Here is a 25,530-nt window from a genome sequence, read left to right as displayed (position 1 = left end):
GATAGAATATCGCAAAAGAGAGGTGGAATATGGATATAATAAAGATGGGGAATATCTCCAAATTGTACAAATCAGGACAAATACAAGTTGAGGCATTAAAAAACGTGTCTTTTACAATAAAGGAAAAAGAATTTGTTTCCATCATGGGACCATCAGGTTCAGGAAAATCGACTCTTCTTAATGTAATAGGATGCTTAGATCATGCTTCAAGCGGCAGTTACGAGCTTTCCGGTAATGTAGTTGATAAGGTCAGCGATTCAAAAATGTCTGAAATTCGAAATATGTTTATCGGTTTCGTTTTTCAAAACTTTCATTTGCTTCCCAGAGCTAATGCGATTAAAAATGTTGAAATTCCACTTATCTATCGAGGAATGAACGGTAAGGAAAGAAAAGAATTGGCTGAACATGCTTTGGAAATGGTTGGACTTAAAGAAAGAATGCACCATTTGCCGTCGCAGCTTTCAGGAGGACAGCAGCAGAGAGTAGCAATAGCAAGAGCAATAGTAGGCAAGCCATCAATTATATTGGCAGACGAGCCAACAGGAGCATTAGATACGAAAACCGGCGATTTGATTATGGAATTATTTATAGAGCTTAATAAAAAACAATCTATGACAATTGTTCAGGTTACACACGAAGAAGAAATCGCCGAATACGGAAATAGAATAATAAGATTAGTAGATGGAGAAATAGTTTCTGATGAAAGCAGTGGAGGTATTTTAAATGTATAAAAAGATAATTTCAATAGTAGTAGTAATAGGTTTAGTATTTACCGGAGGTTATTTTACCGCAAAAATGTTAGTTCCTGACTCTTCTCAGGTTTCAAATGAACCGAGATACGCTACAAAAGAGGTAACAAGAGGAGATATAAAGCAAGGAGTTAATATAACAGGACAATTAAACGGAAACTGGGGCGGCTCCATATCTGCACCGAAGCCGGAGGGTATAACCGATGCTAACGGTATGAGCATTTCCGTTACATACAAGGTTGAAGAATTGTTTGTAGATACAAATCAAATGATAAAAAAAGGCGACAATTTAGTGCGCTTATCAGCAGAAAACCTTGGAGAAATATTAGATGAACTTACGCAAAGTATTCAGGATAAGCAAAGTTCTATAAGTGAAAAAACAATAGCCTTAGGCAAAATAATAAACAAGGATATAACTGACATATCACAAGTAAATCCTAATGAAGGAATTGTTATAACTGCACCAATAAGAGGAAGAATAAGCGAAATGTCCATAACAGAAGGAGATATGCTGGAAAGTGGATTTTTAGCTACAATAGTGGATGACAGTGTGGTTAAAATACCTTTTAAAGTTAACCAGCATGAATTTGAAAGCCTTAAAGAAGGTGAAGAAGTTCAGATGCAAATATCGAGGATTATAAAAGGAAATACAGTAGAAGACGATAAAGAAGTTCCTTTATTCAATGGATTCATAACCGGAAAAATAACCTTGTTGAACGAAAATGCCGTGCCATCATCGGATATGATATACTACGTACACAATGGTATGATTGAGGCAGCAAATCCGGGGCTTGTACAACCGGGAATGAAAGCACTAATATATAAACAAGAAAACGGAACACCCCTTTATTCATTATATTTTACTTCAATAGTTTCTTCTTATCTTAACGAGAAAAAGGTTTATTACACAGGCAGCTTAGATACTACGGTAATTGCCACAGAGGTCTTGGTAAGTGAAAATGAATTTGTTGAAGAAGGTCAGACTTTAATCAGGATTGCAGGTAATGATGTTACAGAATCAATCCAAAATAAAATAGAAGATATCAGAAAAATAAAAGATGAAATAGAACAGATTTACAAGAAAATTGATAAAGTGTCTGAATTGACAACCAAGATGATGGTTACAGCTCCTTCCGACGGAATGGTTTCTTACGTCATGTACAGAGAAGGAGATACGTTAGTAGCTTCTGATTCAAGTGACCAATGGTCATTGCAGCTGTTGGATATGTATAATACAAATGAAATGTACATTTATACCACAGTTTCAGACCTTGACGTTTTATACATCCGTCAGGATGCTCCTGTTATAGTGACAGTTGATGCATTGCCCGGAGAAGTTTTTGACGGCGTTGTAACGCATCTTAATCAATATACAGACAGAGACGGAAAAACTGTTTATAATGTCCAGATAAAGGTTGAAGGAAGAGAGGGCTTGAGACCCGGTATGAATACAAACTGCTTTGTTGATTCAGGTGAATCGTTGGATACTTTGTTAGTTCCGATAGAAGCAGTATTCGAAGAAAACGGCAAGCAAAAGGTTGAAGTTTTAACCGAAGGAAATGAGGTTGAAATAGTTGAGATAGAGGTAGGCTTAATGAACGATATGTTCGTAGAGGTTCTTAGCGGATTAGAGGAAGGTCAGCTTGTTGTTACAGGAAGCACGAAAGATTTAATGCCAAGTCAGTCGGTGCCGGAGAATGATGCAATCCTGCCGATAAATAATCAATAAATCAATGAGGAGTGATGATAATGCAAAGTAAAGGAAACATTTCATCTTTATTGATAAGATTGAAATTTTCAGCCATGATGGCATTGGACGGCATAAGCTCCAATTTACTGAGGACATTTCTTACGGTGCTCGGTATATCCATTGGGGTTGCTGCTGTTGTCAGCTTGATGGGCATTGGCGAAGGCGCAAGAAAATCTATTGTGTCCCAATTTGAAAGCTTGGGTGAAAATGTTATTGTTATTAAATCAAATGCCGAAAACATTACCTTTGATGCGAAAGAAGCAGAAGAAATTCCAAGCAGAGTTACCGGCATACAATACACAACACCTGTTGTATATACACAGGATACTCCAATCAGATGGAGAAGAGATGAAAGTAAAATGAATATTGTTGGTGTAAACGAGCAATATCCTCAAATAAAAGACCATAAGGTTTTGTCGGGAAACTTTTTTACATCTCTTCACGTTAAACAAAGATCTCCCGTAGCTGTTTTGGGGTACAATGTAGCCAACAATTTATTAAACGGAAGAAGTCCCGTAGGTCAAACACTTAAAATAGACGGTATTAACTATCGTATAGTAGGTGTTTTGGCAGAAAAAGGTAAGGATAAGGGAGACGGTATAGATGATAAAATTGTTATACCGTACACATCTGCTTTAAAGATTGCAAACACTAAGGATATATTGGAAATATGGGCAAAGTCGAATAGTTCGGAAGATGCTGAGCTTGCCATGATTCAGTTAGGAAGAATATATCAGCGAAAAGTAGGGATAGGAAGTAATATCAGACCCGGAAACGGACAGGAAGAAGGAGAAACGGCATCTGCATCTAATATGCCTATAGAAGAACCGATTGCGGAACCGTCTCCTGAAGTTCCCGGAGGAAAAGAAAATGTATTTGAAAAAGGTGAAGAACCCTTAACAATTACAAGCTTAAACAACTTAGTTAAAGAAGCAGATCAGGCAAACAGAATAATGACAGTTCTTCTTGGAGGTATTGCCGCAGTTTCCCTGCTTGTAGGCGGAATAGGTATTATGAACATAATGCTTGTAGCAGTAACCGAAAGGACAGGTGAAATAGGTGTTAGAAGAGCACTTGGAGCTAAAAAAGAGGATTTGCTGATACAATTTTTGCTTGAAGCGGTTTACGTTAGTATAATCGGATGCGTAGTAGGAATTATATTGGGGGCATGGGCTGTTACAATAGTTTCAAGATACGGGCTTTCAGCCATAGTAAGCTTTGATTCAATAAGAATAGCAGTATTTGTAGCTTTAACATCAGGATTGTTGTTTGGTGTTTATCCTGCAATAAATGCATCAAATCTACCACCGGTTGAGGCGCTGAAACGTCAGTAACCGGTATAAAGAGGTTTTGAAATTTCAAGACCTCTTTGTTTTTTCATTTGATGCATTCCTCTGCGAACAATATTGCATACATATTGCAAAGTATGGTAAAATAACTATATATTTGGAAATATAAAAGGAGTATATTATGGAATTTAATTTAAATATCGGACTTAAAAAAAGGGAAGAAAAAGCAGTAACAATGAACGATACTGCTTTAGTATTCGGAAGTGGAGCAGCTAAAGTATTTGCAACTCCTATGATGATTGGACTCATGGAGGCAGCAGCAATGAATGCTGTCAAGGATTATTTGCCTGAGGGCTTTTCAACCGTGGGCATCAGTGTTAATATAAAGCATATTGGTGCAACAGCGGTAGGTAAAAAAGTTTATGCAGATGCAGAGTTGATTGAAATTGATAGAAAAAGATTAGTATTTAAGGTTGAAGCATTTGATGAGGATAAAAAAATAGGCGAAGGAATTCACGAAAGATTTATAATTGATGAAAAGAAGTTTATGAGCAATTTATCATGATAATTCAATTATTTATTTACTTTTATTCGATTTTTTAGTAAAATCTAAAAAAGGAGAAATTAATATGAAATGTCCAAAATGTAATTATTCCGAAAGCAAGGTTCTTGATACCAGACCAACCGATGACGGCTCTAAAATCAGAAGACGAAGAGAATGCATGGTATGTGGTCATAGATTTACAACATACGAAAAAATTGAGGAAACTCAAATAGTTGTTATTAAAAGAGATGGAACCAGACAGGGATATAACAGAGATAAAATTATAAACGGTCTTATAAGAGCTTGTGATAAACGGTCTGTCTCTCTTGAAGTGATAGAAGGAATTGCCGATAAAGTTGAAAAACAGCTTTATAATACATTTCAAAATGAAGTGTCTACTGAGGTTATCGGAGAGCTGGTAATGAATGAACTGCAGGGTGTAGATGATGTTGCGTACGTAAGGTTTGCTTCTGTTTACAGGAAGTTTAAAGATATTAATACTTTTATGGATGAGCTTAAAAAAATACTTGATGAAAGAAAAAAATAAGCAAAGGAGCGAGCATTATGTATATTAATTACGATGTTCTTAACATAATTAACGGCAATATAAAAATAATCGATACTGAATTTGGACGGATGAAGATAGAGAAAATAGAAGCAGGTAAGTTAAAATTAAAAACAGGTAAAATAATTGCTACTGATCCTATCTTGATGTATGATGATGAAAGTTATTCGGAACGTGTAAAGCCGGGAACCTATGTTGTAAATATATATGTGGGGAAAACAGATAACAGGAAGAGTCAAACGGTAGTATCTGAGCTTAGAATTAATGATAATGAGCCTGTTAAATGGGAAATGGCACTTTTAAAGGGTGAATCATCAAATGGCTTTTCTCATGATGAATTTATGGGATATGAAGTTGAAAATGGTCTTGGCTGCTTTATGGATGAAAGTGTTATGGAAATTTTGGATGTAATGGATGATGCAGAGTTAGATATTTACGAAAAATCAATAAAGGATGCAGTGAGAAGAAATGAATACTCCTGTGCAGATATTTTAATAGATAAGAATAACGGATGTAATATTGTGGTTTTTGCAACAGGATGGAACGAAGGAACATTCCCTACATATTACGGTTATGATAAAAATAATAAGCTTTCAAGATTAGTTACAGATTTTATGGTAATAGAGAAATAGGGTGAGAGACTCAGCGGAGATGGTCCCTGCTGAGTCTTGCTTTTTGTTATGCTACCATAATTTCTTCTTTTTAAATATCCAGAGACAGAAAGACAAAACCGTTAAGCTTAAAAAAATTACAAAGATGTATCCATATTTCCAGTGAAATTCGGGCATAGTGGGAAAATTCATGCCATACCAGCCGACAATCAGCGTCAGAGGTAAAAATACAGCTGTCAATACAGTAAAAAGCTTCATGGTGTTATTCAGATTAATATCAAGCTGTGCCTGATAAGATTCTCTTATTTGAGTCACATAATCACGCAGATTTCCTACTTTTCTGTTCAGGCGTTCAATTCTGTTAAATAAAATCACAAAATATGTAATGGATTTTTTGTCAAGAACTTCATTTTCATTTTCTGTTAAATTTTCAACAACATCAAGAAGCGGTTCATAATGCTTTTTTAAAAATAGAAGTTTGTTTTTTAACAATACAATATCCTTTATATAATCCTTGGTCTTACCTTCCAGCACGTCCTCTTCGACTCCTGAAATTTCAGATTCCAAATTTGACAGCATATCGTAATCCTTGACGGTCATTTTATCAATCAGGTTATATAAAATTTTTTCGGTGCTTAAGCTTAAGCTTCCTTTATTGCTTATGTCATTTTGAATTTCTCTGAATATTTCAAGATAATTCTCAGAAACAAATATCAGGCAGTTATTAGAGATGTAGAAGTTTAATTCAGTTACCGAAAAAAATTTTTCATCGGGTCCTATGATGTTTAATATTCCAAAGCTGTAATTTTCATATATATCCAGCTTAGGGGTATCTTCATTATGCATGCAGTCATAAATTGTTTGATGGCTGAAATGAAAAATTTCGTTTTTTTCTTCAAGTTCTTTAGGAGTCATCATAATCCAATACTTATTTTTTTCATCTTTCTCAAAATCATCAAAGGTTAATTCTGAAAGGTTGTCTTGAAAAATTCTATATGTCAGCAATTGATTCACCTCAATTATATTGTATTTTAAGAAGTAGTATGTAATTTATTTTACCAGTTTTATAAAAAATAACAAGGAAACATTTAAAATATTTGTAAAATCAGAAAAGTTATCAATAATGTACCTTGAAAAATATGGATAACCGGGAAGAAAAATATATTATACAAGCTTGAAATAATGTTAAATAGATGATAAAATAAATAATCTATAAAGAGAGAAAAAGGATTACCATGAGAAAAAAAATTAACAAATATGATGTTGCTTTAATTTTAGTCATAATAGCGGTAAATGTTTTAATTTTGATTTACGGAAGCAATAACATGATACAAGAGACCGAGAAAATTGCCTATGTTTATTCAAACAATGAATTAGTTGGCAGGTATACCTTGACAGATGATTATGAAACGGAATTTAAAGTAGAGAATGAAAAAGGAACAGGTTATAATACTGTCCGTATTGAGGACGGTAAAATATGGATACATGAAGCCACCTGTCCTGATAAGATATGCTTACATCAGGGCAAAATTCACAACGGCGGAGAAGTAATAGTGTGTCTGCCTAACAGGTTTATGATACAAATTAAGGGTAGTACTGATAATTCAGACCCGGATGATATAGATATTATTGCACAATAGATGACAGGATGAGTAAACGATGAATAAAATACAAAGATATATATTTTTATCTCTATTAACAGCAGGGGCTTTAATTTTAAGCATTATTGAAGGTATGATTCCCCTGCCTTACGTTGCACCGGGTGCAAAATTGGGATTATCAAATATTGTTACAATGTCAATAATAATTGTTTTTGGATTTAAGGATGCTTTATTAGTTGTAATCATCAGATGCATATTGCTGATGCTTGTGGCGACGAATCCGATTACATTCACTTACAGTATAGTAAGCGGAATAATGAGTGCGATTGTAATGAGTTTTGGCTACAAATATTTTAAAAAGTTTAGCTTGATAGGTATAAGCGTATTGGGAGCAATGACACACAATGCTTCTCAGGTAACTGTTGCAGCAATACTTTTTGAATCTGCAAACCTGTATTATTATTTGCCTGTATTATCTTTTGTCAGTATTTTTACAGGTTGTTTTGTAGGATACACATCTATTTTTGTAACCGAAAATTTAAATAAGACATTATTAAAATTAAAAAGAGAGGTATAATATGAGAAGAGGGAATTCCGTTTATTTTGTTTTGCTTCTGTTAACTTCGGTGATTATAGGTACAATTCTCGGCAAAGCATTTTCTAAATATTTCCCTGTTTTAAATTACGGTGAATCAATTGGATTTGGTCCTGCAACCTTAGATTTAAGTATATTTTCGATTACTTTCGGTTTTAATGCAAATTTAACTGTTGCCGGAATAATTGGCATCATAATTGCAATAATAGCTTATAAAAAACTTTAAGGAAATAATATGAAGAATATAATTTTGGCATCAAAATCACCAAGACGTATAGAAATGCTCAAAAGATATTGTAAGGAGTTAATAATTTATTCTCCAAATACTGAAGAGTGTGTTGATGAAAATGATTCTCCCCAGATAACGGTTATGAAGATTGCCTTTGAAAAAGGATTAAATGCATATAAAAACTGTACAGATAAAGGAATAATCATTGCGGCAGATACTGTTGTTTACTTAGATAAAATAATGGGAAAACCGGAAAATGAATATGATGCATATAGTATGCTTAAATCTCTTTCAGGTAAGATACACAAGGTTTATACAGGAATATGTATCCTTGACAGTGTAAACTTAATTAAGGCAGTTGACTATGAAGAAACCTCTGTTGAATTTAATGAGCTAAGCGTTGATTTAATAAAAAGCTATCTGGAAACCGGTGAATATGCTGATAAAGCAGGCGGTTACGGAATACAAGGATATGGTGAGCTTTTAGTAAAAGGGATAAATGGCTGCTATAATAATGTAAAAGGACTTCCCTTGACAAAACTTAATGACTTATTGACAAAACATTTTTCTCATAAATTGCTTTGAAATTTAAGCAGTAGCTTTTAATATTGCATATTGGAGGTTAAAATGGACAATAATAATTATACCATAAAATCAATTCCTGCGGAAGACAGACCACAGGAAAAGCTGTTGAAATATGGAGCTAATAATTTGTCTAATTCAGAACTTTTAGCAGTAATATTAAGGACAGGTAATAAAGAAGAGAATGTTTTAAAACTATCTCAGAGAATTTTATCTGAGGACAATAAAGGACTTAAGAATATAGCAGAAGGTACAATACAAAAATTTAAATCCTTTAAAGGCATAAGTAATGCAAAGGCAGCTCAGCTTATGGCTTTATCAGAGTTGAGCAAAAGAATAAGCACTTTAAAAATAGAAAGAATAAAAATTTCTTCTCCAAGTGATGCTGCAGTTGTCATGATGGAGGAAATGAGGTATTATAAAAAGGAATATTTTAAGATTATTTTATTAGATACTAAAAATAATATAAAGAAAATTTCTGAAATTTCTATTGGGAGCTTAAATTCATCAATTGTTCATCCAAGAGAAGTATTTTCAGAAGCGGTCATTAACTCTGCTTCTTCAATTATATTAGTACATAATCATCCAAGCGGAGAATCAGAACCAAGTCATGAAGATATAGTTTTAACAAATCGACTTGATGAATGCGGTAAAATTTTAGGAATTAAGGTTTTAGATCACATCATTATAGGTGATGGAGTTTTTTACAGTTTTAAAGAAGAAGGTTTAATTTAATTGACAACGAAAGGAAATAAAATGGGATTTTTTAATATATTTACTCAAAAAATAGGGATAGATTTAGGAACATCAAACACTCTAATATATGTAAAAAACAGAGGAATTATAGTAAATGAACCATCAGTAACAGCTATTAACTTAAATTCAAATGAGGTATGCGCAGTTGGTATTCCGGCAAAAGAAATGCTTGACAGAACACCCAAGTCAATAAGCGCCATAAGACCTCTTCAAAACGGTGTTATAGCTGATTTTGAAATTACGAGAGCAATGATAAAATATTTTATTGAAAAGGCATTGAATAAAAGAAGATTCGTAAAATCGAATATTGTTATTTGTGTGCCTGTTGGAGTTACGTCCATTGAAAAAAGAGCTGTAGAAGAAGTAGCATATGATGCGGGAGCAAAAAAAGTTAAGTTAGTTGAGGAACCGATGGCTGCTGCAATCGGAGCAAATCTCAATGTTGAACAGCCCGTTGGAAATATGATTATCGATATCGGCGGAGGAACTACAGAAATTGCCGTTATATCACTTGGAGGAATAGTTGTAAGCGACTCGCTTCGGATTGCAGGCGATGACATGGATGTAAATATTAAGGATTATATAAAGCTTAAGTATAAAATGGAAATCGGTCTGATAACTGCGGAAAAAGCTAAAATGGTTTTGGGTAATGCAAGCAAGAAGTATTATAGCAAAGCTAATAAAGATAATGATGAGGAAGAACCGGCTAAGGATTATGTAACAGAAATGGAAATTCGAGGCAGAGACATAGTTTCAGGACTTCCTCTAAATATAGTTGTAACAAGCGATGAAATAAGAGAAGCAATTATCGAAACAGTTAACAATATTGTAAATGCAATAAAAAGAGTTTTGGAAAAAACACCTCCCGAATTGTCTTCTGATATTTATTCTAATGGTATAGTATTGACAGGCGGCGGTGCATTATTAAAGGGTCTGGATATTTATATAGAAAAAGAAACCGGATTGAAGGTATTTACAGCCGACAACCCATTACACAGTGTTGCTTTGGGTGCAGGCAAAATATGTGAGCTTCTGTAAAGTGGTGAGTAAATGAATTTTGTAAGAAAGTATTATAAAAGGATATTATTTTTACTTACAGTATTTGTATTGATAGTTTTAATCGGTCTCTCTTCTGTGGGCAGAGGAGAGGTTGACTTAGGTTTTTTTGGGAATGCAGTTGCGGGTTTCCAAAAATTGACCTTTAATACTGGACATACCATAATCAGCTCTATTTATTCGGTACAAGATATTGTAAGAATGCGTGAAGAAAATAATATGCTTACGGATACCGTACATGAGCTTCAAGAAGCTGTAAGGATATTGGAAAATATCGTAAATAAGTCAGATGCTCTTGAAACTGAATATGAAATGAAAAATAACCTTAAATATGATTATACTGTTGGACAAGTGATTGCATTAGATGATTCTAATTGGTTCAGCAGGGTAACCATTGATAAGGGTGAAAAAGACGGTATAAAGAGAAATGATATTGTTATACACGCAGTGGAAACTGAAGTAGGTGTAGTACAAATCGGTTTGGTGGGTGTAGTAACACAAACTTCATCAAATTGGGCTAAGGTAATAACCTTGTTGGATGAAAGCTGCAAAATAAGCTTCAGGGATATAAATACCGATGAAAGCGGAATCCTGCAGGGAAGTGTTGACGGAACAATTACAGGATATTTTTTCAACAGCAAGGCACAGGTAAACAAGGATGACTCTTTGGTAACTTCAGGTATAGGTGAAATTTATATTCCTGACATTTATATCGGAAAGGTAACTGAAATAGTTCCAACTACAGACGCTTCAACTCAAAGAATTGTAATAAATCCTGCTGTTGAGTTTACCAAGTTGAATAGAGTTTATGTACTTAAAGTGGACAGATGAAAGGTATAATTAAATGAAAAAATTTAGTTTAATGGCTGCTGTTATTATTTTAAGTTTTATCATACAAACATCTTTGTTAAATCATTTTGCTGTATTTAATACCACACCTAATCTATCATTGACCGTATTGGTTGTATTTGCCATGATGTCAAATGGTATAGCAGGTGCTATTATCGGATTGTTTACAGGTATGCTGTACGATGCAATGATTTACGATGTTTTTGGAGTTTACACACTTATTTATTTTATAATAGGAGCTGTTATAGGAAATTACAGCGAAGATATGATAAGGGAAAATTATGTTGCATATACAACTGTTACGGGAATTTCTACATTTGTAATGCATTTTTCTTTATATATTATATTATTCTTTTTGAAATACAGAGTAAGCTATGCAGGAAGCATTATAAACAATATTTTTATTGAAACAATATTAAACATGGTGCTTGTTGTTTTCGTTTTTAAATTTATGAATTTTTTATTTGACAAATTAAATATTAAATAATCCGTAATAATTGAGGTGAATTTATTTGAATTTAAAGAAATTTTTCAGTAACAGGTTTAACATAATATATATGATTATTATTTTTATGCTTTGTATATTAGGATTCAGAATGGCCGTCTTAACAATAGTTGAAGGCGAAGAATACAGAGCGGTAGCAGATATTAAGAAAATTAAAGATATTCCGGTAAAGGCTCCAAGGGGTAAAATATTAGACAGAAACGGAATTTTGTTAGCCGATAATGTTGCAAGCTTTACCGTGCAAATGTACACTGATGAAATTGAACCCCAAAAATTTAATGAAGTGTCATATATTTTATCTAAAATATTAGATGAAAACGGTGAAAGACCTATTGATGATTTTCCCATTAAGCTTGATACCTTTGAATATGTTAACGAGCCTGATTTAAGAAATTCATCTGATGAAGTAACAGCATATATTACAGCTGAAGAAAAGGTTATTCAAACTGTCAGGGAAAATTTATATGCATGGCTGAATTACACTGATGTTATATACAATGAAGAATTTGATATTAAAGAACGAGTTCTTGATACAATTTTAAGAGATATAGAAATGCCCGTTAAATTAGAAAATGGTCAATTTGTATATATTGAAATTGATGAAGAAGAAATTGTTGTTTCAGAGAATGAAAATACACAGGAGCAGGCAGAAACATCCGAGGATAGTGAAGATGCTGCTGACGATCCGATTACAGCTTGGTTAAAGAGTAACAATCTAAATGAAAAAACAACTGCAGAAAATGCAGTTATTGAAATGCTGAGTAAAAACGGTAAATATCTAAAGAGTTTATTTTCTAATTCAAAAGTAAGAAAGTTCTCATATAATTTTATTTCATCAATGGGACTTGAGCCTAACATTAAATTAACGGAATTTGCATTTGTTCAGGATGAATATTACGCAAGCTTAAAAAGAGGTCTGAACGTAAATCATCAGGAAATAACATCAAACTCATCCGCAAAGGATGATTTTGTAATATTAACGATGAAATATTCATTGGATAATTTATTATTAACTGTTTATCAATCTGATTTGAATAAAGTTATGCCCGGTGCTGTTCTTGTTGAAAAACTTAAAGACATATATCCGGATATACCCGTTAAATTCGTTGAAAACGGTGAAGTCGGAGCATATGAATTTACGGACGAAGATTTAAAAATAAAGTATTTAAATCAGCATAATATGGAATTAAATACAACTGCCTATGATTTCACTAAGCAGCTATCATTTAAGAATTATGAAATACTGTACAATTTAATAACCGATGATGAAATAAAATACTATGCACAGGTTGAATTGCTGAAGTATGAAAATCCATCGATTTCTATATCTGAGTGGGAATATTCTCCCATCAGAGACAAAAGAAACTGGATAAATAAAAATATTCCCGATATAGACGAAGAGGACATAAAAAACCTATCTTCAAAGGAGGTATTTAACAATTTAAGAGAATCATTAAATATCAGTGATGATATAAATGATTACGATATGAGAAATATGATGGTTATAAGGGAGAGGTATAACAGAGTAAGTTATCTTTCATACCATCCTGTCGACATATGCTATAGTATATCTGAAAAATCTGTAGCAATGATTTCAGAGCGTTCTCATGAATTAACAGGAATTAATGTTGAAATAGAACCATTAAGATATTATCCTAATAAAGAAACTGCTTCTCATGTATTAGGTTACTTAGGTAAAATAGCTCAGGAATATGAGATTAAGGAGTATGTTAACGAAAAGGGGTACAGTCCCGACGATATAATCGGAAAGACCGGAGTTGAGGAAAAGTTTGAGGATTATTTAAGAGGAGATAAAGGTAAAAAGACTGTAGAAGTAAACAATGTAGGCAAGACAATTAAATCTGTATCCAGCCAGGCTCCGGTTCCGGGGGATGATTTATATCTTACTTTGGATACAAGACTACAAAAGGTTGCAGAAGAATCCTTGAAAAAGGGATTAGAGCAAATACAAATAGGCGGAACATTTGAAAGCCAGTGGGGTGATTTTGCATTTAAGGATAAATATGAAAATGCCAAATCCGGCGCTTTGGTGGCTTTAGATGTAAAAACAGGCGAAGTTTTAGCCATGGCAAACTATCCGAGTTATGATTTAAACTTATTTTCAACAGGTATTTCGTCTGATGACTGGAACAGCTTGTTGAGTGATTCTAAAAATCCGTTGGCACCAAGACCTTTATACAATATAGCAATGCTTACTAAAATACAGCCCGGATCTACATTTAAAATGATTACTTCATTAGCTGCATTGGAAAAAGGGGTAGATCCTAATACAAGAGTTTATTGTGCAGGAACAATGAAGGTTGGAGACAGATACTTTAGCTGTTGGATTCACAATATGTTCGGCGGTGCTCACGGATATCAGACAATGTATCAAGCAATAATGAATTCATGCAACTTCTATTACTACACAACCGTATTGGGTGAAAATTTAGCAACAAACCAGAGACATACTGTCAAGGTAAGTGCTGAGGATATAATTGCAATGGCTGATGAATTCGGTCTTGATTCTAAAACAGGAATTGAAATAGATATTCCTCAGGAAGCTTCAGGTGGTGTTCCAAGTATAGAGGGTAAGAAAATAAATATCAGAGTTTATTTAAGAATGTTTCTTGAAGGAAATATAGAGAGATATTTAGAAGATGGTTTTACAATAGATACAGCAATGAAAAATGAAATAGTTGAAGAAATTGTAAGTTGGATTGACAGAGATGAACCAATGACAAGAGGCGAGGTTTATGACGGATTAAAAAGCTTAAGGTTAAATCCTGAAAAGACGAATGACTATCAAGTTTCATTAGTTGATATCATCAAATACTCCTATATAAATCAGGCCGTGTGGAATGTAGGAGACAACTTAAATATCAGCATCGGTCAGGGTAACAATGCATATACGGTTCTTCAAATGGCTAATTATACAGCAATCTTATCAAATGGCGGATATAGAAGAAATGTCAGTATTGTAAAAGATGTAAAAACATATGATGGTAAAGAAACTAACTATACTCCTGAAAGGAATGCAGAAAGAATAAATCTTTCAGATTACAATTATCTGAATGTTGTAAAAGAAGGAATGAGAATGGTTTCTTTAGATGACAGCGCTAAACCGTATAATAACTTCCCTGTGGAGGTTGGAAGTAAGACTGGTACAGCACAGAACCAAGGAACAAATCCTGATACCGGTAAACCATATGATGATTTTGCATGGTATGTTGCTTTCGCACCATATGACGATCCGGAAATAGCCGTTGCATGTGTGCTGTTTGAGGGTGGTTCGGGGCGTTATCCGATTCCTATAGTAAGAGAGGTTATAGGAGAGTATCTGAATTTGTATAAAGAATAATAGAAACGGAGAATGAATATGGGAAAGGTTATTGCAGTCAGTTCACAAAAAGAGACAATAGGAAAAACAATTATAAGCATTAAAGCAGGGGTTAAATTATCTCGTTCAGGCAAAAATGTTTTATTGATGGATTTTTCATCAGGTAAAAAGAAAATGTCAGAATACCTTAAGGTTAACGAAAATATAATTTACGATATAAAAGACGTACTTGACTCAACCTGTTCTCTTGAATTAGCAGCAATAGAAATAATAGAAGGGTTATCCCTTCTTCCTTGTCCAAGAATTAATGATAAGCTTGGAAAAATAAAAAAAGAATCCTTCGTTAAAATAATAAATGAGGCAAAAAAAGATTATGACGTAATTATTTTAGACATAGACAAAATTCAACTTAGTTATGTAGATTTTAGCGTATTGGACAATATTATCATAATTAATAATAATGATTTTTCATGTATTAAAGAAATAAATACTGATAAAGCAATTGCCGAAAAGTATAATTTCAATAATATATATGTGTTGATAAATAAATTTAACATAAAAAAGGGCTCAAAGGGCACTATGATGAAATTGAAAGACATACAAAAATTATCAGAAGCAAAAATTCAATCGACAATTGAAGAAAATATAAAGTACAGTGAAATAGATTATGATTTCTTTTTCAGTTCAGATGACAGCTCATTTAATAAAACAATAGATAATATGATATTTCTTATGTCATGAGTTAAATTAATAAGCGACCGACACCAAACCTTCTGATTTGGTGTCGGTCGCTTATACTGTAAGTGCAATATGAGATTATGCTGATTGCTGCATAATCTCTTTTTTTTCGAATTTAGTAATAAAGCTTGTAACATTTTAATAAAATGTAGGGAAGGGGTGGGTGAGATGAATAAAATAACAAGAAGGAGAATTAAGCTGCAAAGAAAAGAAAATATAAATAAAAAATTAGCACTGCAGGTATTATTCAGTATTGTACTTGTATCTGCTGTTATTTTTACAAAACAATTAGACACGGATTTATCTAAACAATTTTTAAATGCTACAAATGAAATTATGACAGAAAGTATAAAACCTAATGAAATAGGAAACTCCGTAAAGGAATTTTTTGTTGGGATAACAGACAAAATACCGTTCATGTCAAATAATAAAACAGAGTATGTGGCTCCTGTAAGCGGAAAAGTATATCAAAGCTATGGAATGGTCAAAGGTGAAAACAGTTCATTTTATAATCACGGTATAGATATTGTTTCCAACACTCAGTCAATAAGATCTATTTCCGGCGGTAAAGTAACGCAGATAGGAAACAATGATAAATTATTAAATTATATCGTTATAGAGGATGGCGACAGATTAATAATCTACGGTCAAATTCATCAAAGCTTCGTTAAGGAAGGTGACAAAGTTTCTAAAGGTGATATTATAGGAGCTCTCAATGAAGAGAATATGAATCTCCATATAGAAGTATGGGAAGACGGCGAATCGGTAAATCCGGCAAAATTATTTAAAATTAATTGATGGATTAAATGCACCTGTTAATTGCTTTGGCAGCACATGAAACAGCACATTTGCTGTCCGCCGTATTGTTAAACATCAAATTTCATAAAGTAAAAATAACCTTGTTTGGATTTAACTTAAATGCTGATTTAGAAAATTTAATGTTTGTAAAAAAAATGGTATTATTCTTATCCGGACCGTTAATAAATTTTTGCTTATATTTTATTTTTGTTGATACAGTATATGAACATTTTGCAAACATAAATATATTTCTTTGCATAGTGAATTTGATTCCCATAGTTCCTCTTGATGGTGGAAATATATGCAAGTCTATTTTAGAAATATTTTTAGATATAAACTCAGTATGTCGTTATATGATAATGACCAATACATTTTTTATTGTCTGTTTTATGGTAATTATTTATATATATAAAAATTACCTTTATTTTTTATTAATAGTAATGGCACTCAAAGGGATACTTGAAGAAAACAGATGCTTAACAGAAAAAATCATTAAGAATAACTATGTGGTTATGAGAGTGGGAAATAAGAACAGAAAAGTAAGCAGATAAGCAGATGACCCAAATCTCTGATTTGGTGTCAGTCGCTTATGCTGGAAGTATAAGAAAATTTTCAAAAAAATATTGAAAAATTATCAAAATAGGGTATAATAGAAATACATTTGTAAATGAAAATTTATAAATGCCTCTTAAATTTTTTGCCTCAAGCCGTGGAGAACCCACGGCTTGCCCTTTTCATTGGTGATGAAGACTGCCTAATTTTCTATCAATGTAAAAACCACAACAAAAAAGCATACAATAAATATAATTATAAAAATATTCCGTTTAATAAACCTATAAGCCTTATATAACATAAAAATTCCCCCTATATAATTATATGAGAGAATTTATTATTATTTACATACAAAAAGCAAAGACAGTTTAATCAGTTTTTATATTTTCTCTTTTTATAAATGAATCTACAGTCATTCTATCAACTTTCAGTATCTTGGCAATTTGAGTTTTGGGAATTTTGTGTTGTAATAAATTTCGAATAAAATCTTCTTTGCCGCTAAGTTTAACTTTTGCAGATTTTTTTCCAACAGGTCTGCCAAGAATAACTCCCTCCGAACGTTTACGAGCAAGAGCTTCTTTTGTTCGCTGACTGATGAGATTTCTTTCTATCTCAGCAGAAAGACCAAAAGCAAAAGCCAAAACTTTGCTCTGGATATCATCCCCTAACCGATAGTTATCTTTAACTGTCCAAACTCGACAGTTCTTATTCATACATATGTTCAAGATATCCATAATCATAAACAAATTTCTGCCTAGACGTGATAATTCGGCGCAAATAATCAAATCATCTTCTGTAACTTTATTCAATAATTTTCCAAGTTTGCGTTTGTCATAATTTTTTGTACCACTTATAGTTTCTTCAATCCATCCGTCAATAACTATTTTGTTAGATTCAGCAAATTTATCAATTTCAAACCTTTGATTTTCAACTGTTTGCTTATCGCTACTAACTCTAATATATCCGTAATTCATAACGTTGCCCTCCAAGCTTGGATTTTAGTAATATATTAACATAAAAAAATGGGTTATATTATAAAAATCTAAGAATGTAGAAATTATACGACCGATTTTGCGCGGCAGAGATATTAAACGATATGGATATGAGTTTGCAGACCAGTACCTTATCGTGACGCATAACGGATATATAGACAATGATGGGATAGAAGTTCAACATATCGACATAGAAAACTATCCCGTGATAAAGGCATATCTTAATGAATCATGGGATATTATTAGCAAACGCACCGATAAGGGTGTAACGCCATACAATCTGAGAAACTGTGCTTATATGGACGATTTTTCTAAGCAAAAAATTGTATGGGCAAGACTAATGCGTATATCAAAAAAAGATAACAATGAATTTCCGCGATTTGCAATAGTAGATGAGAATTTACTTGTACAAGATAGTCTATGTTTTATCACAGGTGAACAGTTGGATTTGTTGCTTGCAGTGCTGAATTCTGATTTGGGAGTATTCTATTTCTTTACAAATATTGTTTCATTAGATGAAGGTGGACTGCAAATGCGTCAGCAGTTTATTGAGCAAATGCCAATTCCACAGAATAATAGCGTCATTTCATCTGAGATAATAAGTTTACTCGATTCTCAAAAAAATAAAAATGACGTATTATTTAGGAATACTGTTAACCAAGCAGTTTATAGACTTTATGGATTCTCATCTGATGAAATAGTATTTATTGAAGAATTCAATAAAGCACGGTTTGAATCAATCAACATTAGGTAAATCAATTACGTCTAAGTTCCTCAGAAACAAGCGTAATATACTGGCATTCTTCTTCTGAAAAGCAAAAGTATTGAAATAGAAGTTCATCAAGCATAGTTTCATCTTCATTAAAATCTTTCTTTTCTTTAGCTTTTTCAATTATATTTTCTACTGTTAACATACATAAAGGTTCAATATTTTGTGGAATTAAAATTGGCTCAATAGCTTGAACACTTATTAGCAAATCACCAGTTCCCGTTTTAGGCGAATCTCGCAACAAATAATTACCTACTCTTGAGTTTAGGAAAGCAGTTATAAATTTAATACTATTCCCTGTAGCAAAACAGGTGCTATCAAGTCCAAAACAGCCTTTATCATCAAACGCAAATCGTAATATTGACCCGATCCTTTTCCATACAATTTTTTGCTTAGAAAAATCGTCCCAATAACCTATTTGATCTTGCGTTTCATACCATTTATTGTTTGTCTTTTTTCGCGACATAAATGTTATACCATCAACTATATTTTTTTTACCTGTCTGTTCGAGTCTCTTCTTTCCATGTCCATTTGGTATATCATTACTCCATTCAGCTGAAAGAAGATAATTTTTAATAACAGGATAATTTTCTATATCGTAATTCAATGATGGAAATAGAGCTATAAGGTACTGGTCTGCAAACTCATATCCATATCGTTTAATATCTCTGCCGCGCAAAATCGGTCGTATAATTTCTGCATTCTTAGGATCTTTACGAATCAACTCATCTTTTTTTGAGCCCGAAATAATAAATGCTTCATTACAGCCTGTCTTGATTCCAAAGTTGATTTTAACATTCCAATTACGCAATGGAGTGCCAACAGCTTCAATTTTTGCTTTAATACTTTGTTCTATGGGAGACAGTATCGTCCAACTGTTGCTTGAATTAAATCCTATTGTAACGCTGTTTTGCTTAATATACACACTCAAATTTTTTAAACCTTTTTCGTCCTTAATACTAACCGCTTTTGTATTAGAACAATTATTAGATTTGGAAAGCAATAGAATATTTGTATCGACTGTTGCATCAAATATTTGCTGTCCGGAAAAATCAATTAGTTGAATAGGATTGGTTTTTTCAGATATATACTTACGCAAAGCTTGTCCATAAGCAGCTCTCATCCATTTGTTTGAGGTTATATAACAAAGAATACCATTTGTTTTCAATAATTCAATGCCTTTTTCATAAAACAGAACATAAATATCACCTCTCGCTTCATATGTTTTAAATCCGAGATATTTATAGTATCCTGACTGCTCCTTAATATGTTCTAAGTGAATATATGGTGGATTTGCAATCACTATATCAAAATTATCAATACCAAACATCCATTCAGGATCAAACCAAGTAGTTGATTTATTCTCGAATGGTTCCCAAGACGATAAAAGGCTATATCTATTACTGGGATTTTTGGCATAGCGGCCTAAAGATTCTTTCAACATTATTTTCTGGACTTTATCAAATTCAAATCTTAATTCATGCCTTTCCTCAGGATCTGCAATGAAATATTCATCTCTGATACGTTTAAGTTCATCTATATGCTCTATATCTTCAAACATAGACATCTGACCCGATGCTTCTTTCGGATTTTCCAACCTAACAAGTGAATCAGCCGAAATAAACTTAAATTCAAGGTTAGGTAACGGACGTACTCCGCGATTTTCTGTATTATCTTCTATGTCTTCTTCAACAATTAACGATAGAAAGCAGCGCAGCTTAGCAATCTCTGTAGCAATAGTCTGAATGTCCACACCAAAAATAGACTCTCTGATTATACCAAGTTTACGTAGATAATCAAAATTTTTGCGGTTAAATTTTGATTCAATATCTTTTCTCAATTCAACTGAAGGAATATTACTAAGTTGTTTATTTTTCCACAACTCTGCATTTTCATCAACCTGCTGAAGTATATAAACTACTTTTTGCAGAATACCAATGGGAAATGCTCCCGAACCACAAGCGGGGTCAATTATTGTCAGTGAGGATAACGCGTCTACTACATGTATCTTTTCCTTCAAACTTAGATCATTACCCTCCTGATAGTCTTTATTATAGCTAAGAATTGTGTTTATTTTGTTATCTCCAATACAAGTTTTTTCTTTAAGATAATAAAATAAGCTTGTATCTACCATATAGTCAACAATATCACGAGGTGTATAAAAACTACCGGTACTCTTCTTGGCACTTTCACCTGTTTCAGGATTTATTTCAGCAAGGAGATTTTCAAAAATTCGCCCAAGCATTTCAGGATCAATGGATAAATCAACATCGTAGGAAGTATTTTCGTCAACAGTAAAGTTATATTGGCTCAGCAACTCAAACAACGATATGAACCAGCTATCAGGAATGGAAAGCACACCAAATGAACCGCTGTGTGTAACGGATGAATATTTATAATAATCTTCATTATGAGGATTGAATAGCCCTCCGTTTAAATAGGGTATTAGTCTAAAAGGCTCTACTTGAAACTCAAGTTTTCTTCTTCGAGCACGTGTATTAAGTAATTCAAAAAACAAAGGCTCAATAATGCTGTGATAATATTCATTTTTTTGTTTTACTGCTTCAAGTGACAATATGCTTTCTGGAATGAGTGGGATACCACTTTTGCTCTTTTTTTCTTTTAAAAACCAACAGAACATTATCCGTCCAATAAGTCGAACCGCAAATTCTTGAAGTTTTACTGAAGGTTTAGTAACGCCATATATATTTAGAAGACCTGGATATGTTTTTCCTGCTCTTTCACCTCCGACCAATTCTGTGAATAGTACAGCTATTGAATCATAAAATTGTTTATTAACAACTTCAACAGAAAACCGTTCTTTAAGTGATTGTAGATTTGACACTCTTCCTTTTTCAATCAGAAATTTATAAGGAGTATGTGTTTTTGCTCCTTCACCAAGAAGATATGAATATCTACGAGGATTGCTCTCAATATTAAAGATTTTTCCGTCTTTCAGTTCAAGTTTAGAAGTGAGTAACGATAATCTCCACTGATTAGTCCCATAACAAAATGCGACAAGAGCATTACTTATTCCATGATTTCTTAGAACTCTAAATGTATTTTGTGTTATTGCAATCCTTTTATTATTATTCACTTCATCACAGTAAGCCTCAAGCACAGTAATATTACTATCTTGAGATGTTCCAAGTTGGTTAACGGTAGTTAGCAAGGAATTATCGGAAATTTGAACTTGCCGCTCATCATACTGAAAATCTGACAGCAAAATATCGTTTAAAAAATTTAAAAAGTCATTCTTATTGTATGGTTTATCAAGTTTCATTTTCGCAAATCCTCCGTAAACATAATTACTTCCGTAACACGATCAACTGTCTCAGCACGTTCCTTTATTACACCAATATAATGAATAGGGAATTTTTCAATCAATTTATCAATACTATTTTTTAGATTTTCAACATCTATTTCCAACTGTGCGATAAACTTCAATTCACCATCAGACAAATCATCAAATGTTTTTATTGCTTCATAAAGATCGAGCAAATAATCTCTTTCAGCTCGATAGTTTTCCTTAAGGAATTCTATCTTTTTTAGAGCATCTGCCCTTCGTCCTTCAATTTTAGGCAATGGATGTTTCTCCATTATTTTTTTGCGTAAGATTTCAAATTTTGAGTCCAATTTCGCATCACCTGGTAAAGATTCCTCTTCTTGAGCTGCCTTGAAATAATTCAATACAATTTCAGGAGTTGCTATGGATGCTTTTTTTTCATGTTCCTTCGCTAATGCAAACAACACTCCGTTACCTCTCTTTGCAAAGGAAATAGATACATTATTTTTTTGGTTATTCCTTACGATTCTGGTTCTTTCAGGAATTTCCAAAATCTCTTTCAATAAATTCATGTCGTGCTTAATAGAGTTATATATATTACGAAATTCGTTGTCCCAAGATGCATCATCAGATAATTCATTTGCATCCGAATACTGTTTCTTAAAATAACTTTGCAAATCTTCATCAGGAGTAAGAGTCTTCGTATCGCTTCCAATAATATTATTTATTAACAGCATTTTTAACGTAGCTATTCCCTTTATATTCGTAATGGAAGCCCCAATATCTGTTGGGAAAAAGTTCATAATAAATATCTTATCGAAGACTCTTTTGTTAATTCTATTAATTCTCCCGATCCTTTGCACAACTCTTGTCGGGTTGTATGGAATATCATAATTAATAACAACTCCTGCGCGGTGTAAATTAAAACCTTCAGAAAGGGCATCCGTTGCAATAATAATATCATAATCATTCTTTTGTTTTGCTTCTGGAATGGAAGCATCAAAATTATCAGTAACTACTTGCCTATCAGTATTTGCTGATGACCCCGTATATAGTAAAGTACGATAAAATCCATGTTCTTTAAGGTTTTTGGCAACCCATTCCGCTGTGTCAGCAAAAGATGAGAAAATTACTATTTTTCTTTTTGTATTTTCAGCAAGTAGTTCAGCTATTTTTTTTTCAATACATTTTTGCTTAGGGTCATATCCTATCTCACCATCAGTAAACCAGCTTTTATAAATATCAGATAGCAGCTTTATATCATGTTTTACATCATGTATAAATTTATTGTCAATCATGTCTTTTGGAATAGGTACAGCAATCCTTTTTATTTTATCAACATCCACGTCTTCTTCATCACTTCGTTCTATTTGTTCAAGTAAGTCATCCAAATCGAAATCATCAGGTCCGAGCAATTCACCTTTTTTAAGAATTGGGACATACCCTCGTTCCCACCACTTAAGGATTGTCCTATTTGATTGCAAAATCTTTTTGAGTGTGGATTCAAAGGCATATTTAGAGCTTTCAAAACGCATAACAAGCAAGCGTTTCATAAATTGTGCCAAGTTACGCTGTGCTGTCTGCAAGTCAGTTTCATCAAAAAATTTTTCATACTTAGAAATAAATTCATCTCGGTTTTTTAGGTAAGTAGTAGACATATAACGAGCACCGGTAAAACCGTTGTATGTATCGGTTAATTTAATAAGAGTACTAATATATAACTCCCGTATTTCTCCTAAATCATATTCAATTAAATCTGGTCCGACAACTTCTGGAAATGATATTTTCTGATTTTTTAGGTCATCAGCATATTCTTTTATTTGCTTTAAATCAATTCTTGATCGACGAATAATAATAGGTTCAATCAAAATACGTAGTTCCTGACTAAGCTTTTGCAAATCCTCTCTTATTTTATCCGTCATCTCTTTTTTGCCCTTGCGTTCTAACTTGCGGTATTCTGAAATAAGTTCTCGAAAACGCAAGCTAAGATTATCGACAGAATGAATTGTTGATCGGCTCGGGGTTTGGAACAACTTGACCATAGCAAATAAGTCTTGAGGACGGTTGTTATATGGAGTAGCAGTAAGTAAAATAACCTTGTTGTCAGAGTGTGATCTTGTTAATTGATGAAGAAGTTGGTAGTCTTCTGTTAATTCATTGCGATATCTATGAGCTTCATCAATAATGAATAAAATCGGATTATCTGAACTTGCATATTTGTTATGCAGATTATCTATTTTTCCTCCGCTCTCTACAATAGCTCCTTTTATACCAAAATCCATAATATAGTCTTTCCATTGTTGGATTAAATGAGGTGGCGAAACAATAATGCACCTTTGGATATCAAGATTGTTTGCTATTGCTGACGCAATAATTGATTTACCAAGTCCAACAACGTCAGCAATAATAACTCCATTGTTTTTGTTGATACAATCAATACCACTTTTAATGGCATCAATTTGATATCTTAAATTAACAAACTTACCTCCCGAAATAGTATCAGGCGTTTTTATATCTTCATTTTCAATTTGTTTATATAGTTCATGAAGTATGCGAATAAAAATTTTATATGGCGCAGGAGTAGAATGAATCCATAACCTTTTTTCAATTTCTTTTAAAAAATCGTTATTACTATCAGAAGTTTTTATATCAATAGAATTTGAGTCTTTCCAAAGTTTTTCAAAATAGATTAAATATTTTTCATAAGTTTGATTATCACTAAATCTATCGTTAAGCTCTCCTTGCCCTATTAAACCAGAATAAGTAAAGTTTGATGAACCCATAAAAACGACACCTTTAGCATCGCCATTTGCTGAAAATCTTAGTTTGTTAGTAAGAATGTATGTTTTTGCATGATTATCTTCAGATGTCATTCTAATTTCAAGAGTACCATTTCTCAGTTTTTCCTCAAAAATAAGAAACATTTTTTGACTATCTGTGCTATCAAAGGATTCGGATAATGATGATTTATTAAATAACTTTATAAAACTGTCTGTATATTCTTTTCGTTTTTGTGTTCTTGTAAGAGCATACATTTTTTGGTTTTGAAATCCATCAAGGCTTATAGTGGGTACCATTTTAATAGCCGCACTTAAATTATCAACTGCATTTGGGTCAATAGTCTTGCCTATAAGAATACGGATTTTTTTATCCTTAAGTTCATCAGCAAGCATAGAAAATCCTGAGAAATAAAAGTATGCCGTCAATATGTCAATGCTTTCAACGTAAGGTAATGTATTTTTCAATGCCTGCTCAAGTGTTTGCTCTTGATTATCAATTAATTTTGCCACATTAATACCTCAGTTTTTAAAAATTTAGTTGTATTGAGAAAAATTTTTTTTATGTCTCCTGCATAATTTGATGCAGGGTTGTTC

At 32.8% G+C, this 25,530-nt stretch carries 23 protein-coding genes; 19 read left to right on the top strand and 4 right to left on the bottom strand.

Annotated features, from left to right (window positions below; translation table 11 throughout):
* Positions 1-29: 29 nt before the first annotated feature.
* The 6 genes from RT412_RS15290 to RT412_RS15265 all read left to right on the top strand — a co-directional run bounded on the left by RT412_RS15290 (position 30) and on the right by RT412_RS15265 (position 5,529).
* Positions 30-731 (top strand): ABC transporter ATP-binding protein, encoded by a 702-nt coding sequence (locus tag RT412_RS15290; RefSeq protein WP_313340687.1) that lies wholly within the window; start codon positions 30-32, stop codon positions 729-731.
* Positions 724-2,478 (top strand): efflux RND transporter periplasmic adaptor subunit, encoded by a 1,755-nt coding sequence (locus RT412_RS15285; protein WP_313340685.1) that lies wholly within the window; start codon positions 724-726, stop codon positions 2,476-2,478. Before RT412_RS15290 ends, RT412_RS15285 begins: the two co-directional genes overlap by 8 nt.
* 20 nt (positions 2,479-2,498) lie before the next feature.
* Entirely contained in the window at positions 2,499-3,833 is a 1,335-nt protein-coding gene (locus RT412_RS15280) for an ABC transporter permease (RefSeq protein ID WP_313340684.1), read from the top strand.
* Positions 3,834-3,969: 136 nt separating this feature from the next.
* Positions 3,970-4,353 (top strand): thioesterase family protein, encoded by a 384-nt coding sequence (locus RT412_RS15275; RefSeq protein ID WP_313340682.1) that lies wholly within the window; start codon positions 3,970-3,972, stop codon positions 4,351-4,353.
* Positions 4,354-4,417: 64 nt separating this feature from the next.
* Positions 4,418-4,879 carry a transcriptional regulator NrdR gene (nrdR, locus tag RT412_RS15270; RefSeq protein ID WP_313340680.1) on the top strand — a complete coding sequence of 154 codons (462 nt, stop codon included), beginning with the start codon at positions 4,418-4,420 and terminating at the stop codon, positions 4,877-4,879.
* A 17-nt stretch (positions 4,880-4,896) separates the two neighbouring features.
* Positions 4,897-5,529, top strand: coding sequence for a DUF4241 domain-containing protein (locus tag RT412_RS15265; protein ID WP_313340679.1), 633 nt, complete (start codon positions 4,897-4,899; stop codon positions 5,527-5,529).
* Between the two features lie 51 nt (positions 5,530-5,580).
* On the opposite strand, the gene RT412_RS15260 is transcribed toward RT412_RS15265, so the two are convergent.
* Positions 5,581-6,513 (bottom strand): CorA family divalent cation transporter, encoded by a 933-nt coding sequence (locus tag RT412_RS15260; RefSeq protein WP_313340677.1) that lies wholly within the window; start codon positions 6,511-6,513, stop codon positions 5,581-5,583.
* Between the two features lie 230 nt (positions 6,514-6,743).
* Here RT412_RS15260 and RT412_RS15255 point away from each other — a divergent pair, with 230 nt between their 5' ends.
* The 12 genes from RT412_RS15255 to RT412_RS15200 all read left to right on the top strand — a co-directional run bounded on the left by RT412_RS15255 (position 6,744) and on the right by RT412_RS15200 (position 17,108).
* The gene (locus RT412_RS15255; RefSeq protein WP_313340675.1) at positions 6,744-7,148 is read left to right on the top strand and encodes a NusG domain II-containing protein; all 405 of its coding nucleotides are present in this window, start codon (positions 6,744-6,746) and stop codon (positions 7,146-7,148) included.
* Positions 7,149-7,167: 19 nt separating this feature from the next.
* Entirely contained in the window at positions 7,168-7,686 is a 519-nt protein-coding gene (locus RT412_RS15250) for a Gx transporter family protein (protein WP_313340673.1), read from the top strand.
* Between the two features lies 1 nt (position 7,687).
* A complete protein-coding gene (locus tag RT412_RS15245; protein ID WP_313340671.1) occupies positions 7,688-7,930 on the top strand; it encodes a DUF4321 domain-containing protein in 243 nt (80 codons plus the stop codon).
* A 9-nt stretch (positions 7,931-7,939) separates the two neighbouring features.
* Entirely contained in the window at positions 7,940-8,518 is a 579-nt protein-coding gene (locus RT412_RS15240) for a Maf family protein (protein ID WP_313340669.1), read from the top strand.
* 42 nt (positions 8,519-8,560) lie between these two features.
* Positions 8,561-9,250 (top strand): DNA repair protein RadC, encoded by a 690-nt coding sequence (gene radC / locus RT412_RS15235; protein WP_313340667.1) that lies wholly within the window; start codon positions 8,561-8,563, stop codon positions 9,248-9,250.
* Positions 9,251-9,271: 21 nt separating this feature from the next.
* Entirely contained in the window at positions 9,272-10,309 is a 1,038-nt protein-coding gene (locus RT412_RS15230; RefSeq protein WP_313340665.1) for a rod shape-determining protein, read from the top strand.
* A 12-nt stretch (positions 10,310-10,321) separates the two neighbouring features.
* Entirely contained in the window at positions 10,322-11,158 is an 837-nt protein-coding gene (gene mreC, locus RT412_RS15225; protein WP_313340663.1) for a rod shape-determining protein MreC, read from the top strand.
* Positions 11,159-11,171: 13 nt separating this feature from the next.
* Complete coding sequence (gene mreD / locus RT412_RS15220) at positions 11,172-11,663, top strand: rod shape-determining protein MreD (RefSeq protein WP_313340661.1); 492 nt, start codon at positions 11,172-11,174, stop codon at positions 11,661-11,663.
* A 25-nt stretch (positions 11,664-11,688) separates the two neighbouring features.
* Positions 11,689-15,042 (top strand): penicillin-binding transpeptidase domain-containing protein, encoded by a 3,354-nt coding sequence (locus RT412_RS15215; protein WP_313340659.1) that lies wholly within the window; start codon positions 11,689-11,691, stop codon positions 15,040-15,042.
* 18 nt (positions 15,043-15,060) lie between these two features.
* A complete protein-coding gene (locus RT412_RS15210; RefSeq protein ID WP_313340657.1) occupies positions 15,061-15,762 on the top strand; it encodes an AAA family ATPase in 702 nt (233 codons plus the stop codon).
* Between the two features lie 165 nt (positions 15,763-15,927).
* A complete protein-coding gene (locus RT412_RS15205) occupies positions 15,928-16,557 on the top strand; it encodes a M23 family metallopeptidase (RefSeq protein WP_313340655.1) in 630 nt (209 codons plus the stop codon).
* A gap of 8 nt (positions 16,558-16,565) precedes the next feature.
* Positions 16,566-17,108, top strand: a complete 543-nt coding sequence (locus RT412_RS15200; RefSeq protein ID WP_313340653.1) for a site-2 protease family protein — start codon at positions 16,566-16,568, stop codon at positions 17,106-17,108.
* Positions 17,109-17,477: 369 nt separating this feature from the next.
* On the opposite strand, the gene RT412_RS15195 is transcribed toward RT412_RS15200, so the two are convergent.
* Positions 17,478-18,083 (bottom strand): master DNA invertase Mpi family serine-type recombinase, encoded by a 606-nt coding sequence (locus RT412_RS15195; protein WP_313340651.1) that lies wholly within the window; start codon positions 18,081-18,083, stop codon positions 17,478-17,480.
* 97 nt (positions 18,084-18,180) lie between these two features.
* On the opposite strand from RT412_RS15195, the gene RT412_RS15190 reads away from it, so the two are divergent.
* Positions 18,181-18,855, top strand: coding sequence for a TaqI-like C-terminal specificity domain-containing protein (locus tag RT412_RS15190; protein ID WP_313340649.1), 675 nt, complete (start codon positions 18,181-18,183; stop codon positions 18,853-18,855).
* A 1-nt stretch (position 18,856) separates the two neighbouring features.
* Here the strand turns inward: RT412_RS15190 and RT412_RS15185 are convergent, their stop codons facing one another.
* Together RT412_RS15185 and RT412_RS15180 are read right to left on the bottom strand one after the other, a co-directional pair.
* Positions 18,857-22,153 carry an Eco57I restriction-modification methylase domain-containing protein gene (locus RT412_RS15185; protein ID WP_313340647.1) on the bottom strand — a complete coding sequence of 1,099 codons (3,297 nt, stop codon included), beginning with the start codon at positions 22,151-22,153 and terminating at the stop codon, positions 18,857-18,859.
* Positions 22,150-25,446: a helicase-related protein gene (locus tag RT412_RS15180; RefSeq protein WP_313340646.1), complete on the bottom strand. Its 3,297-nt coding sequence runs from the start codon at positions 25,444-25,446 to the stop codon at positions 22,150-22,152. Before RT412_RS15180 ends, RT412_RS15185 begins: the two co-directional genes overlap by 4 nt.
* Positions 25,447-25,530: the final 84 nt, after the last annotated feature.

Source organism: Sedimentibacter sp. (assembly GCF_032080165.1).
Lineage (GTDB): Bacteria > Bacillota > Clostridia > Tissierellales > Sedimentibacteraceae > Sedimentibacter.
The sequence above is the reverse complement of the archived record's forward strand: the minus strand, read 5'-3'. Positions and strand labels throughout refer to the sequence as shown.